The 13852-nt window shown below is 64.9% G+C and carries 11 protein-coding genes, 1 pseudogene and 1 riboswitch; of the genes and pseudogenes, 6 read left to right on the top strand and 6 right to left on the bottom strand.

From position 1 onward, the window contains the following. Positions 1-797 (top strand): annotated as a pseudogene (locus LB525_RS17425) (hypothetical protein); the annotation flags it as partial. Between the two features lie 32 nt (positions 798-829). On the opposite strand, the gene LB525_RS17430 reads toward LB525_RS17425, so the two are convergent. The 4 genes from LB525_RS17430 to LB525_RS17445 are packed head-to-tail and all read right to left on the bottom strand — an operon-like array spanning position 830 to position 3887. Beyond that, a complete protein-coding gene (locus tag LB525_RS17430; protein ID WP_224527982.1) occupies positions 830-1129 on the bottom strand; it encodes a CcdB family protein in 300 nt (99 codons plus the stop codon). Beyond that, positions 1129-1371, bottom strand: coding sequence for a type II toxin-antitoxin system CcdA family antitoxin (locus LB525_RS17435; RefSeq protein ID WP_095767295.1), 243 nt, complete (start codon positions 1369-1371; stop codon positions 1129-1131). Before LB525_RS17435 ends, LB525_RS17430 begins: the two co-directional genes overlap by 1 nt. Before the next feature lie 55 nt (positions 1372-1426). Next, a complete protein-coding gene (locus LB525_RS17440) occupies positions 1427-3241 on the bottom strand; it encodes an ABC-F family ATP-binding cassette domain-containing protein (protein ID WP_224527979.1) in 1815 nt (604 codons plus the stop codon). A gap of 1 nt (position 3242) precedes the next feature. Then, positions 3243-3887 carry a thiamine diphosphokinase gene (locus tag LB525_RS17445; protein ID WP_224527976.1) on the bottom strand — a complete coding sequence of 215 codons (645 nt, stop codon included), beginning with the start codon at positions 3885-3887 and terminating at the stop codon, positions 3243-3245. Between the two features lie 135 nt (positions 3888-4022). Further along, positions 4023-4128: riboswitch (TPP riboswitch) on the top strand. Between the two features lie 45 nt (positions 4129-4173). Here LB525_RS17445 and thiB point away from each other — a divergent pair. From thiB to LB525_RS17465, 4 genes are all read left to right on the top strand, one after another. Further along, positions 4174-5184 carry a thiamine ABC transporter substrate binding subunit gene (gene thiB, locus LB525_RS17450; protein WP_224527973.1) on the top strand — a complete coding sequence of 337 codons (1011 nt, stop codon included), beginning with the start codon at positions 4174-4176 and terminating at the stop codon, positions 5182-5184. A 232-nt stretch (positions 5185-5416) separates the two neighbouring features. Further along, positions 5417-7039, top strand: a complete 1623-nt coding sequence (thiP, locus tag LB525_RS17455) for a thiamine/thiamine pyrophosphate ABC transporter permease (protein WP_224527969.1) — start codon at positions 5417-5419, stop codon at positions 7037-7039. Then, entirely contained in the window at positions 7036-7824 is a 789-nt protein-coding gene (gene thiQ, locus LB525_RS17460; protein WP_224527965.1) for a thiamine ABC transporter ATP-binding protein, read from the top strand. The genes thiP and thiQ overlap by 4 nt, the downstream gene beginning before the upstream one ends. Before the next feature lie 153 nt (positions 7825-7977). After that, a complete protein-coding gene (locus LB525_RS17465) occupies positions 7978-9444 on the top strand; it encodes a M48 family metalloprotease (protein ID WP_140841608.1) in 1467 nt (488 codons plus the stop codon). Between the two features lie 168 nt (positions 9445-9612). Here the strand turns inward: LB525_RS17465 and LB525_RS17470 are convergent, their stop codons facing one another. Continuing rightward, positions 9613-11709: a caspase family protein gene (locus tag LB525_RS17470; protein WP_224527962.1), complete on the bottom strand. Its 2097-nt coding sequence runs from the start codon at positions 11707-11709 to the stop codon at positions 9613-9615. Positions 11710-11865: 156 nt separating this feature from the next. Further along, positions 11866-12729, bottom strand: a complete 864-nt coding sequence (locus LB525_RS17475; RefSeq protein WP_095767541.1) for an RNA polymerase factor sigma-32 — start codon at positions 12727-12729, stop codon at positions 11866-11868. A 302-nt stretch (positions 12730-13031) separates the two neighbouring features. Here LB525_RS17475 and LB525_RS17480 point away from each other — a divergent pair, with 302 nt between their 5' ends. Beyond that, positions 13032-13805: an amino acid ABC transporter substrate-binding protein gene (locus tag LB525_RS17480; protein ID WP_095767302.1), complete on the top strand. Its 774-nt coding sequence runs from the start codon at positions 13032-13034 to the stop codon at positions 13803-13805. Positions 13806-13852: the final 47 nt, after the last annotated feature.

Consider the following 13852-nt stretch of genomic DNA (forward strand, 5'->3'; position numbering starts at 1 on the left):
CCGGGGGGCCGCGGGCTACGCCGGCGACGACCCCGCCTGCTCCGGCAGCGGTCGCTCCGGCCACGCCTGCTCCGGCCACGCCGACGCCTGAGACGCCTGCCGCCGGAGCGCCGGCGACCGACGCGGCCAATCCAACGCCGCCCGGAGCCGGAACCACGCCTCCGGCGGCTAACGCGGCAACGCCGCCGCCCGCGGGCGCGACACCGGCTGCGCCGGCGCCTGCGACCGCCGAGGCGACGGTGCCAGTCGGGCAGAAGGCGATCTTCTATGAGGAGCGCACCAGCACGCAGCAGGGCACGGCCGAGCCCGGCAGCATCGTGTGGTCGCTTGTGCAGGAATCGCCCGGCGGCGACCTGCCGCCGGAACCGGCGATCCGCGCCGAGGCGACGATCCCGGGCAAGAATATCCAGCTGCGCATGACGATCCGGCGCAACACCGACCAGACGCTGCCCGCCAGCCACATCATCGAGATGATCTTCCTGACGCCGGAAGGGTTCGACGGCGGCGGCGTCGACAACATCTTGCGCATCGCCATGAAGAGCTCCGAGCAGGATGCCGGCAGCCCACTGATCGGCATCCCGGCCAAGATCGCCGACGGCTTCTTCCTCGTCGCGCTCAACGACACCAAGGCCGACGAGGACGCCAACCTGACGCTGCTGAGAGGCCAGGCCTGGATCGACGTGCCGGTGGTCTACAAGACCGGACGCCGCGCCCTGCTCACCATGGAAAAGGGCATCCCGGGCGAGAAGGTTTTTGACGAGGCGCTGAAGGCCTGGGCGGCGAAGACGTCGGGGTGATGGCAGCAGCGGTGGCGCAATGGCGCCGCTGCTCAAAATCCCTGAAAAAGCATGTCGAGAGCGGCGACGATCTCGTCATGATGCCTGCCAAGGTTTCCTTCTGCCGCCCGCAATTCGGAAGCCGTCACAGCCGAAATGAACTGAGTGATCATAACGTGTTCCTTGCCATCGATCCTGAAGATCGGGTTCAGCCTGCGTGCCGGCAGCGGTGCGATGTTGGGGGGCAGAAGGGGAACGACGACGTTGGTATCGAGCTGTTCTAGTATGTCGGACTGGACATCGAGGAGATAACCGTCGCTTCCCGTGCTTCGGTAGAAATCGTAGCGAGCCATCAAAACAGCCGGTACTTGGCCAAAGGCAGACCGTTACGCTTGACGTATTCGTTAGAGCTTTCGAGCGCTTCCTTGTTCTCCTCCTGCCAGCGACGGATCTTCTCGGCAGAAATTGCCTTGGCGATTCCTTGCTCGGCGGCGCGGGACATATTGATACCCAATGCCTTGGCCTCCTCGATCAATCTCGAATCGATCGAGGTGTTTACCGATTTGCGTTGCGGTTTCGCAGTTGATTGGAGCACGGCAGCCTCTCTATTCCATGCGCATAATATAAGCGCATAGAACGTGCAGGCAAGCCTACCCCTCCATCTCTTCGCGCAGCATCTCCAGTTCCAGCCACTCTTCCTCGAGTGCCGCCAGCGTCGTGCGCTCCTTGTCGAGCGCGGCGATAGTCTTCTGGAACGAGGCGGGATCGCGCTCGTAGAAGGAGGGGTCGGCGATGTTGTTCTCCAGTCGCGAGATCGAGGCCGTCACCGCTTCGATCTTCTTAGGCAGCGAATCCAGTGCGAATTTCTGCTTGAACGAGAGCTTTTTCGCGGCGCCTTTGGGCGCCGCCGGTTCGGCTCTCGGTCCAGCCTCGCTCGCCTCGGTCTTGGATCTTGCCTTGCGGTCTTCCAGCCTGGAGCCGCCGCGCTGCGCCAGCATGTCGGAATAGCCGCCGGCATATTCGATCCAGCGGCCGCCGCCGTCCGGCGCGATCACGCTGGTGACGGTGCGGTCAAGGAAGTCGCGGTCGTGGCTGACCAGTATCACGGTTCCGGCAAAGCCCGCGACAAGCTCCTGCAGCAGCTCCAGCGTCTCCATGTCGAGATCGTTGGTCGGTTCGTCCAGCACCAGAAGGTTCGCTGGCCGGGCCAGCACGCGGGCCAAAAGCAGCCGCGCGCGTTCGCCGCCGGAAAGCTCGCGCACCGGCGTGCGGGCCTGCTCCGGCTTGAACAGGAAATCCTTCATGTAGGAGACGACATGACGCTGCTCGCCATTGACGACAAGGTTCTCGCCGCGTCCGTCGGTGAGGTAATGCGCCAGCGTCTCCTGCGGATCGACGGCCTCGCGCTTCTGATCGAGCGTCGCAATCTCGAGATTGACGCCAAGCCGCACGGTGCCGGCGTCCGGCGCCAGCTCGCCGGTCAGCATCTTCAACAATGTCGTCTTGCCGGCGCCGTTCGGGCCGACCAGGCCGACGCGGTCGCCGCGCTGGATGCGGGTCGAGAACCCCTTGACCACGGTGAGATCGCCAAAGCTCTTGTCGATGTTCCTGGCCTCGATCACCAGCTTGCCGGATTCGGCGGCGTCGCTGGCCACCATCGTCGCGGTGCCCTCTGCGCCGCGATGGCTGCGGAAGCGCTGGCGCATGGTTTGCAGCTCCCCGAGGCGGCGCATGTTGCGCTTGCGCCTGGCGGTCACGCCATAGCGCAGCCAATGTTCCTCGCGCACGATCTGGCGGCCGAGCTTGTGCTGGTCGCGCTCTTCCTCTTCCAGCACCTGGTCGCGCCATTCCTCGAAATGCGCAAAGCCCTTGTCCAGCCGCCGCGTCTGGCCGCGGTCCAGCCAGACAGTGGCGCGCGTGACGCGCTCGAGAAAGCGGCGGTCATGCGAGATCAGGATAACCGCGGAGGAGGTGCGGGCGAGCTCTTCTTCCAGCCATTCAATCACCGAAAGGTCGAGATGGTTGGTCGGCTCGTCGAGGAGCAGGATGTCGGGTTCCGGTGCCATGACGCGGGCAAGGGCGGCGCGGCGCGCCTCGCCGCCGGACAGGTCGTTCGGCCGCTCCTCGCCGGTCAGGCCAAGATGGTCCATCAGATAGGTGGCGCGATGCGGATCGTCGGCCGGGCCAAGGCCCGCCTCGACATAGGCGCGCACGTCGGCGAAGCCGTCCATGTCCGGCATCTGCGGCAGATAGCGGACGGTCGCCGAAGGCTGGCGGAACACCTCGCCGTCCTGCGGCTCGATCATCCCTGCGGCGATCTTGAGCAGCGTCGACTTGCCCGAGCCGTTGCGTCCGACCAGCGCGATCTTCTCGCCGGCGGATGCGCTGAGCGCCGCGCCGTCGAGCAGCGGGGTGCCGCCGAAAGTCAGTTTAATGCCGTCGAGGTTGAGGAGTGGCGGCGCCATGTCAACTTTCTGGAAGAGGATAGGGGTGGGCCAGAAGCAGCGCCCGGCCGCGCTCCAGCGCGATGCCAAGCTGCCCTTTGACCTCATTTGATATAGTGAGCGAGGAACCGAACGCCACCTCGACGCGGTCGAGAGGCCATTTGGCGCCGGTGACCGTCAGGCCGGACAGGTCGGAAAAGCCGAGCACCGAAAACAAGGTGCCGTCGTCATAGTCGAAGCTGGCCTTGCTGGGCAGGATGGGAGCGCCTTCCTGCGCGCCACTGGTCAGCAGCACGGTCGTGCCAGCCTCGGCCAGCCGCACGGCCAGCGCCAGATGCAGGAAGGCATGGTCGGCGCGCTTGCCGCCAAAGGCGCCGGCCAACACGAGGCTGGTGGCGCCACGCTGAAGCGCTTCCGCTATGGCGAGCTCGCCATCGGTCATGTCCTTCTCGGCCGGAAAGACTTTTCGCGGCACGGCGGCGAGGTCATCCGGCAGGTTCGCCGGCACCGAGTCGAAATCGCCGACCCAAAGTTCGGGGACAAGTCCAAGCATGCGGGCATGGCCGATGCCGGCATCGGCGGCGATGACGCGCGAGCCTTCGATCTGGCGTTCGAGCCGGGGCGTGCGGATAAGCTCGCCGCCAAGCAGGATGGTGAATGTGCCCATGGCCGTCGCCCTTACCAGCCCGTCGGGCGAAACGGAAGCGGGATGCCGTGCGCTTCGGCTGCGAGGGTACCGGCGAACATTAGCTGCCCGGCAAACTTCCGCTTGCGCGCTGCTTCGGCCGGGCCTATCTGTCGAAACGCTCTAACGGGGTGCCGGACGTGATCCGGCTGAGAGGCGATCAAGCCAACCCGCTGAACCTGATCCGGTTTGTACCGGCGGAGGGATTAGACGTTTCGGACCATCCGGCGCCTCAATTCCTTGTCACTCGAACGAAGGAGGCGCCGATATGCGCGCAATACTGTCCCATCTCATTCTCGCAACCGGCTTAGTTTCGCTTCTGGCGGGCGTCGCGCCTGCCGCTGCGAAGGACAAGCTCACCGTCTATACCTATGAAAGCTTTACCGCCGATTGGGGTCCCGGCCCGGCGGTGAAGAAGGAATTCGAGGCCGAATGCGGCTGCGATCTCGAATTCGTCTCGGTGGCCGACGGCGTGGCGCTCCTCAACCGCGTCAAGCTCGAAGGCGCCGGCACCAAGGCCGACATCGTGCTCGGCCTCGACACCAATCTCACCGCCGACGCCAAGTCGAGCGGTCTGTTCGCGCCGCATGGCGAAGTCTCCGCCATCGACGTCCCTGGAAGTTGGAGCGACGACACTTTCGTGCCTTTCGACTATGGCTATTTCGCCGTCATCTATGACACGCAGAAGCTTAAAGTCCCGCCGAAGAGCCTGAAGGAGCTGATCGAAGGCGCCGGCACGGACAAAATCGTCATCCAGGACCCGCGCACCTCGACGCCCGGTCTCGGGCTGCTTTTGTGGGTGAAGTCAGTCTATGGCGACAAAGCGCCGGAGGCTTGGGCAAAGCTCAAGACCAAGGTCCTGACGGTGACGCCGGGCTGGAGCGAAGCCTATGGCCTGTTCACCAAAGGCGAGGCGCCGATGGTGCTGTCCTACACCACCTCGCCGGCCTACCATATGGTGGCCGAGAACACCGAGCGCTACCAGGCCGCCTCGTTCGAGGAAGGCGAATACCTGCAGATCGAGGTTGCCGGCATCACCATGACGGGCGCGAAGAACCCGCTGGCGCAAAAGTTCATCGCCTTCATGACCGGACCGAAATTCCAGGATGTCATTCCGGAAACCAACTGGATGTTCCCGGCCGGCAAGACCGACAAGCCGCTCAACCCGGCCTTCGACAAACTGGTGAAGCCGACCAAGACCTTGCTGTTCAGCCCGCAGGAGGTCGCCGCCAACCGCAAGGCGTGGGTGGATGAGTGGCTGGCGGTGATGAGCAAGTAGGATCGCTATTCGCGCAAGATGATCGCTCTACGGCGCCCCCCTCTGTCCTGCCGGACATCTCCCCCTCTAAGGGGGAGATTGGCTGTCATCGGCGATTTCGCCAACTGGCAACGTTGCAGTGATGAGCGAGGCGCGGGCGCTGCTGATCTCCCCCCTTGTGGGGGAGATGTCCGGCAAGACAGAGGGGGGCGCGAAGGAACGCGGCGTTTGCTGAATTCCACCAAGGTGCAGCATGCAAGCCGCCGTGCACCCTGACTCCCGCGTCACCGCCGGCGTCGTCGCGCTGGCGGCCATCGCCCTCCTCATCGGCGGTGCCTTCGCCGGCCTCGCCGTCGAAGGCGCGCACGACCTCTCCGGCGCTGCCGCCGCCTTCGACAATTACCTCCTGCGCGTCGCCCGCTTCACGCTGTGGCAGGCGGCTCTCTCGACGCTGCTGTCGGTCGCGCCGGCGCTGCTCGTGGCGCGCGCTTTGTCGAGGCACCCAAGTTTCCCGGGACGCCGCCTGATCCTGCAATTGTTCACCGTGCCGCTGGCATTGCCGGCGATCGTCGCCGCGCTCGGCATCCTGGCGCTCTACGGTCGGGCTGGATATTTTGCCGGCGTCTTGGCCGGACTTGGCGGTGGGGATTGGCCGGGGATCTACGGCCTCTCCGGCATCCTTGTCGCTCATGTCTTCTTCAACCTGCCCTTGGCGACGCGCCTGTTCCTCGAGGCGCTGGGCACCGTTCCCGCCGACCAGTGGCGGCTGGCGAGCCAGCTCGGCATGGGTGCCTGGCCGGCCTTCCGGCTGATCGAATGGCCGGTGCTGCGCGCGGCCCTGCCGGGGATTGCCGGGCTGGTCTTCATGCTCTGCATCACCTCCTTCACCATCGTGCTGACGCTCGGCGGCGGTCCGGCCGCGACGACACTGGAAGTGGCCATCTACCAGGCGCTGCGCTTCGATTTCGATCCTACGCGGGCCGTAACAGTGACGTTTCTTCAGATCGCGCTCACCTTCGTCGTGGTCGCAGCACTCACGCGGCTCGGCGCCAACACGGTCGGTGATGCCAATCTGCCGGTCGCGCCGCGCCGCTACCTTTCCGCGGGCCCGCTCGAAACCGTGCTGAATGCCGGCCTCATCGCACTTACGCTGCTGTTCGTTGCCGGACCGATGGCGGCGACGCTGCTTTCAGGCCTGGAGGCCGATCTCGGCCGGCTGGCAGGCGAGGAAGCGGTGCGCCGCGCCACCCTCACCAGCGCGGGCCTTGCCCTGCTTGCAGCGCTTCTCAGCGTGACGCTGTCGCTGGCGCTGATCGCGGCACGGCGCGCGCTGGCCCTGCGGCGCCGGGCAGGCGGGGCCATGGGCCTGCTCGAATATGCCGCCGACACCGGCGCCGGCTTCGTGCTCGTCGTGCCGCCGATCGTGCTTGGCGCCGGCTGGTTCCTGGCGCTGCGCCACGTCACCGATGTCTTTGCCATCGCGCCGGTCATGGTCGTCGCCGTCAACGCGGTGATGGCGATGCCCTTCGCCATCCGCGCCGTTCGCCCGGCTTATGACGCGGCGAGCGAGCGCCACGAGCGGCTTTGCCTTGCGCTCGGCATATCCGGCTGGAACCGGCTCAGCCTGATAGACTGGCCGTCGCTCAGGCGGCCTTTGGCGACCGGCTTTGCCTTCGCCATGGCGCTATCGCTTGGCGATCTCGGCGTGATCGCGCTGTTCGGCAGCGATTCCGTGCAGACCTTGCCCTATCTGCTTTTGGCGCGCATGAGCAGCTACCGGACAGCCGACGCCGCGGGACTTGCCTTGCTGCTCGGCCTCGTCTGCCTGATGCTGGTGGTCGCCGCGGACTGGCTGGGGCGGGAAGGAAAGTCATGACGACGACCATCGACGGCATCGCCGCGCAAAAGGGTCTCCCCGTCGCGCTGGATGGCGTCTCGTTCAGCTATGGCGAATCCTCCTTCAGCTTCGACGCCGAATTCGCGGCCGGCAGGATCACCGCCATCATGGGGCCGAGCGGCTCCGGCAAGTCGACGCTGCTCAATCTGATAGCCGGCTTCGAAATGCCCGATGCGGGCAAGGTCCTGATCGGCGGCGTCGGTCTCGGAAACACGCCGCCTTCGGCGCGGCCGGTGTCGATGGTGTTCCAGGAAAACAATTTGTTTGCGCATCTTTCCGTCGAAGCCAATGTCGGGCTCGGCCGCTCGCCGTCGCTGAAACTCGGCGACGCCGATCGCGCCGACGTCGCCGAGGCGCTGGCGCGGGTTGACCTTGCCGGTAAGGAAAAGCGGCTGCCGCGCGAGCTTTCCGGCGGCGAGCGGCAGCGCGTGGCGCTGGCGCGCGTGCTGCTGCGCGACCGGCCCGTTTTGCTGCTCGACGAACCTTTCGCGTCGCTCGGCCCGGCGCTGCGCGACGATATGCTGGACCTTGTGGCTGGCATTCATGCCGAGCGCGAAATGACGGTGTTGTTCGTGACGCATCAGCCGGAAGATGCGCGCCGCGTCGGGCAGGACGTGGCATTTCTCGACGAAGGCACGATCGCGGCAGCCGGGCCGGCCGAGGATTTCTTCGATCGGTCTGGACCGGATGCGTTCAGACGCTATATCGGCGATCGAGGTGGCACCGTTGCCGGATCACAACATGTTGCCCGGAAGCGGACATAATTTATGGCCAAACCGGCAATGGGCGATCCGGCGTTTCCTTGCCTTGTCCGGGGGAGTATGGCTAGGTCCGGCCATGCTGGTCCGGATGGACCGTGATTTGCCGAAAGATTTGGAAAGGAAGCCGACCTGTCGAGCGGCGCTGAGAAGGTGTGGATGAAGCCGCTGGCACGATTTCTCGCGCTGGCGAGCGTCGCCGTGCTGGCGAGCTGCCAGATGTTCACGCCGCCGGACGTGCAGGAGAGCGGCTTCCAACCTTCCGACAAGCCGATCACCGTCGACAATGTCGTGGCCAACGCCAAGCTCGCAGAGATGGCGAAGGCGCAGCACCCGCGGATTCTCGCCACCTATGGCGGCGAATATTCCGACCCAAAGCTCGAACGCATGGTGGCCAAGGTCGTCGGCAATCTGACGGTGGTGTCGGCCAACCCGACCCAGACCTATCGCATAACCATCCTCAACTCGCCCAATGTCAACGCCTTCGCGCTGCCGGGCGGCTATCTCTATGTGACGCGGGGCCTGCTGGCGCTGGCCAACGATTCCTCCGAGCTTGCCGCCGTCATCGCGCATGAGATGGGGCACGTCACCGCGAATCACGGCCTGCAGCGGCAGCAGCTCGAAGCCGAGGAGGGCCTGGCGACCAAGGTGGTTTCCGATGTGCTCGGCGACAGCCCGACCGCCAAGGCGGCGCTGATCCGCGGCAAGCTCAGGCTTGCGCAATTCTCGCGCAACCAGGAACTGCAGGCCGACGCCATCGGCATCAAGTCGATCGGCGAGGCGGGCTATGATCCCTATGCCGCCGGCCGCTTCCTGCAGTCGATGTCGGCCTATACGGATTTCCGCTCGGTGAGCGGCGCCACCGACGCCAGCCTCGACTTCCTGGCGACGCACCCGAACACGCCGCAGCGTATCGAGCTGGCGCAGCGGCTGGCGCGCAATTTCGGCCCGCCGGGCGTCGGCACGCGCGACCGCGACGCATTTCTGGCCGGCATAGACGGCCTGCTTTACGGCGACACGCCGGAAGAAGGCTATGTGCGCGGCCAGACCTTCATGCATCCCAATCTCGGCGTCTCGTTTACCGTGCCGGACGGTTTCGTCATCGACAATTCGGCGGCCGCCGTGACGGCGACCGGGCCGGGCGACATCGCCATCCGCTTCGACGGCGTGGCGATCGACAAGTCCGTCTCGCTCACCGATTACATCCGCAGCGGCTGGGTAGCGGGGCTGGAAGACGCCAGCGTGCGCCAGGACACGATCAACGGCAACGATGCGGCGACGGCGCATGCCAGCGCGCAAGGCTGGCAGTTCGACATCGCGGTGATCCGGGCCGGTGGGCAGGTCTACAGGCTGCTGACGGCCGCGCCCTCGGCCAGCACTTCGCTGGACCCTGTGGCGCGCTCGGTCAGTGGCTCCTTCCGCGTGCTGAGCCCGGCCGAGAAGGCGGCGCTGAAGCCGCTGCATATCAGGGTCGTCACCGTCCAGGCCGGCCAGACCATGGGCTCGCTTGCCGCGCAGATGGTCGGCGTCGACCGCAAGCTCGATCTGTTCCGCGTGCTCAACGCCATGTCGCCGGGCGCGACTGTGTCGTCCGGCGACAAGGTCAAGATCGTCACCGACAAATAAGACCGACACCCCGCTTTCCGGCGGCCGCTTGATGGTGACGGCGTTTCGTTGAATCGCCATCACGATCCTTGTTGGAGCATGATGTCGTCCGAAACCGGTTCCCACTTATCGGGATCATGCTCTCTCGACGCTGCCGTTCGGCTGGCTGCGTCCACGCCATCGATGCCGCTATCTGATCCCGTCAGAGCCGCCGGTGCTGCCAGTATCAGTGCCGCCGGAATCAGTGCTGCCGGTGCCGCCGGAATCAGTGCTGCCGGTGCTGCCGGAGTCAGTGCTGCCGGTGCTTCCAGTGTCGGTGCTGCCGGTGCTGTCACCGTCGGTGCTGCCGCTGTCAGATCCGCCGCCGCGGGGCTCGGGGTGATCGCCGCCATTGCCACGCCAAGATGCCGATCCGGTGCCGTTCGGTATGCGCTTGGCCGGTATCTTGGTGACCGGTGGCGGCGCTTTTGGCGCGGGGGTACGGACCACCTTTATCTTCGTGACCACTTTGGTCACCACCTTGGGCTTGCACACCGGGACCGTCTTTTCGCTTCGCTTGGGCGAGAGACCGAGAATGGCCATCGAATAAGCCTCCTGCCGGTCGATGCCGGCTCGGAGGAAAGCCAAGGCGCGGGCCGGGTCGGCGGGCACGCCGTTGCGGCCTTCCTTGAAGATCACCGCAAGGTCCTTGGTGGCATCGACATGCCCCATCGCCGCTGCCTGGAGCAGCAGGTCCAGTCCCTTGCCGGTGTCGCGCTGGACGCCGACACCGTCGAACAAAGCGCGCCCCAAGGCAGTCATGCCGTAGGGATCTCCCTTGTCCGACGCCTGTGCATAGAGGCTGTTGGCTTTGGTCAAATCCGGAGCCGCGCTCATTCCGGATGCGGCGATGTAGCCGAGCTCGTACACGGCACGGACGTGCCCCTTATCGGCCGCCTCCTGGATCACATTCCTGGCTTCGTCGATCCGGCCCGACGCCAGCAGTGCCCGCCCCAACTCGTAGCGGAAGCGCGCAATGTCGGGATAGGACTTCACCGCCGCCTCGCAAGCTTCGACAGCTCCGCCGCCGATCTCGTTCGGCAAGCGGCCCGAGACAACGCCCTGCAGGTCGAGCGGCTCGCCGGCGGCTTGGTCGCAAGGGTCGACGCTCGGCGAGAGTTGCATCGTCGATCGCTTCGCGGCGCTGCCCGCGCGGATATCGAAGCCGACTTCGACGGGCGCGACCGAACCGATCTGCGGCTCGTAGCGCAGTTTGTCGACCTCGGCGGCCGTCAACCTCGATTGCGGCGAAAGGACACGGTCGGGCAGGGACAGCGTGCCGGCCGCCGGGTAGCTCGCAAGCTTGAGGCTGATAGAGGCATCCTTGGCCGGAAGCTCCAGTTTCAGCGGAACCGGACCGACGCCGAGCGGGACCTGGATATCGCGACGTCCAATCGCTTCGGCGGCGTCGGCCACCTGGATTCCGCGTTCCGCCGTCTGCTGGTCCTGCTCAGCTTCCGGCGGCGGCGCCGGTTGCTCCGCCCCGCGCATCAGCACGACGTCGTCGATCAGCGAGGAGTTCTCCCACGGAACCTGCTTGCCGTTGGTGGCCTTGACCACGTCGCGGCGGACGGCCGCCATCACCGAGCGTATCTCCTGGCCCGGCGCCAGCGCACGGCGGGAGAAGGACGACGAAAACGGGCTGAGGTCGCCGGACCCGTCATAGGCGACCGCCCCCGGCTCGGTGGCAAAGGCAATCAGCGTGTTCTGCGAACCCGTTACCTGCGCAAGGCCGCTGCCGCCGGCGACGATCAACTGGTCGCGCAGCCAATAGTCCTTGCGCGGGAAAGGATCGTTGCGGCAAGCGTCGAGGATGATCATCTGGACTTTCGATCTCGAGCGCAGCTGCCGCAATATGTCGTCGACCTTGATGGCCTGGACCTCCATGTCGGCCGCATCTTTCAGCGACGCATCGACCGGGATCAGGAAATTCTCTCCGCCGATCTGGAAGCCGTGCCCCGAATAATAGACGACCGCCAGATCGGCGCCGTCCGCCGCCGCCAGATAGTTGCGGAACCGCTCTTCGAACTGAAGCTTGGTCAGGTCCTTGGCGGCGAACACCTCGAAGCCGGCCAGCCGGAATGTCCTCGATACGTTTTCTGCGTCCTTGTCCGGATTCTTGAGCGCCGGGATTTCGCGGTATTGCGAATTGCCGACCACAAGGGCAACCCTTCGCTCGGCATGCGCTTGAAACGTCGTGAGACCCACGAGGATCAAGAGTGCAATCAGCGCGCAGCATCGCAGCATGGCAAATCCCCCATGTGGTGTGATCTGGAGGAGTCAAAAAGCCGATTGCGGCGCAACAGTCTGTTAAAGAGCTCACAATCCTAGTTATCATCGAGGAAAAATGGCCCCGATGACGGCGTGTTATTTCTTATCTTTGAGTTTGGTCCCGGACTGACTTCAGGCGGCTTCCGCCAGGAATTCAGGGTTTTGCTTCACCAGCGCCAGCTTCAGCTTTTCCATGGCGCGGGCCTCGATCTGGCGGACGCGCTCCTTGGAGATGCCGAGCTGTTCGCCAAGCGATTCCAGCGTGGCGCCGTCATCGCTCAGCCTGCGCTCCTCGATGATGCGGAGCTCCCGGGCATTGAGCGCGCCGAGCGCGCTCCGCAGCCAGATAGCGCGGCGCTGGACGTCGATCCTCTCGCCGACGATCTCGTCGGGAAGCGGATCTTCGGAAACCAGGAAATCCATCCGCTCGGCAGCGCCGTTCTCGTCGGCCAAAGGCGCGTTGAGCGAGCTGTCGGGGGAAGACAGGCGCGAATCCATCATCGCCACGTCGGCCTCCGGCACGCCCAGCGCCGCCGAGACCTCGCGGTAGAGCGAGGCATTGGAGAGAGGCTCGGCGCCGTTGGCGAGGCGCGCGCGCAGACGCCTGAGATTGAAGAACAGCGCCTTCTGCGCGGAACTGGTGCCGCCGCGTACGATCGACCAGTTGCGCAGGATGTAATCCTGCATCGAGGCGCGGATCCACCAGGTGGCATAGGTCGAGAAGCGTACTTCGCGCGCGGGTTCGAAACGGGCGGCCGCCTCGAGCAGGCCGACATGCCCCTCCTGAATGAGATCGCCGAGCGGCAGGCCGTAATGGCGAAATTTCGAGGCCATGGAGATCACAAGGCGCATATGGGCGACAGTGATCCTGTGCAGCGCATGCTGGTCGTTCTCTTCCTTCCAACGAAGCGCAAGGACATGCTCCTCGTCGCGCTCGAGGTATGGAGCCTTCATTGCCGCCCGGACCAATGTCCGTCCTGCCGCGTCTTCGATCATGCCGGCTCCTTTTGCGACGATTGCGCGTATAGCGGTTGAAAAGATGCCGCCGCGCCCTACAACAGCCATGCAACGTGTCAGGCGCATGGATGGTTCCGCCGCCCGAGGGGGTAGATGGTGCCGACGGAAGCATTCTGTTATCTGCCGGGAAGCCTTCTGGTGAATTCTCGGCGGTTTAGAGAATCAGATTTCTGGCAGAGCCGATTTTTGAAATCTGGTTCCTTATTTTGCAGCCTTCTATCTGCCAGTTTGCGGCTCGCACAGTCGCGCCGGGACACCGGTCAAAACGGGATCACAGAAAAATGAAATGGCTCAAACCGCTTCTTCTCGCCGGAACGCTGCAGGTTCTGGCGATCACCGCCGGCTATGCCGGCGCCAATCTCGACCAGATCAAGCAGGCCGGGGTGCTCAAGGTAGGCACTGAGGGCACCTATGCGCCCTTCACCTATCACGATGAGTCCAACGCGCTGGTCGGCTTCGACGTCGAGATCGCCAAGGCCATCGGCGACAAGCTCGGCGTCAAGGTTCAGTTCCTTGAAGGCAAGTGGGACGGCCTGATCGCCGGCCTCGACGCCAACCGCTACGACGCCGTCATCAACGAGGTCGGCATCACCGATGCGCGCAAGGCCAAGTATGATTTCTCCGATCCCTACATCGCCTCGAAGGCGGTGCTGATCGTGCGCGGCGACAACACCGACATCAAGACCTTCGCCGATCTCAAGGGCAAGAAGTCGGCGCAGTCGCTGACCTCCAATTTCGGCAAGCTCGCCGAGAAGAACGGCGCCGAGCTCGTCGGCACCGACGGGTTCGACCAGTCGATCCAGCTTCTGCTCACCGGCCGCGCCGACGCCACGATCAATGACAGCCTGTCCTTCCTCGATTTCAAGAAGCACAAGCCGGACGCCAATGTGAAGATCGCGGCGCAGGAAGAGAATGCCGATTATTCCGGCGTGATCGTGCGCAAGGGGGATCCGGAGCTGGTCGCGGCCATCAACAAGGCGCTGGCCGACATCAAGGCCGACGGCACCTACCAGAAGATCGCCGACAAGTATTTCGGCCAGGACGTTTCGAAGTAAGGCAATCGTCTCCTTGCTCGGATACCGGCGGGCCGTCTTCGACGGCC

Source organism: Mesorhizobium sp. CA16 (assembly GCF_020165175.1).
Taxonomy (GTDB): domain Bacteria; phylum Pseudomonadota; class Alphaproteobacteria; order Rhizobiales; family Rhizobiaceae; genus Mesorhizobium.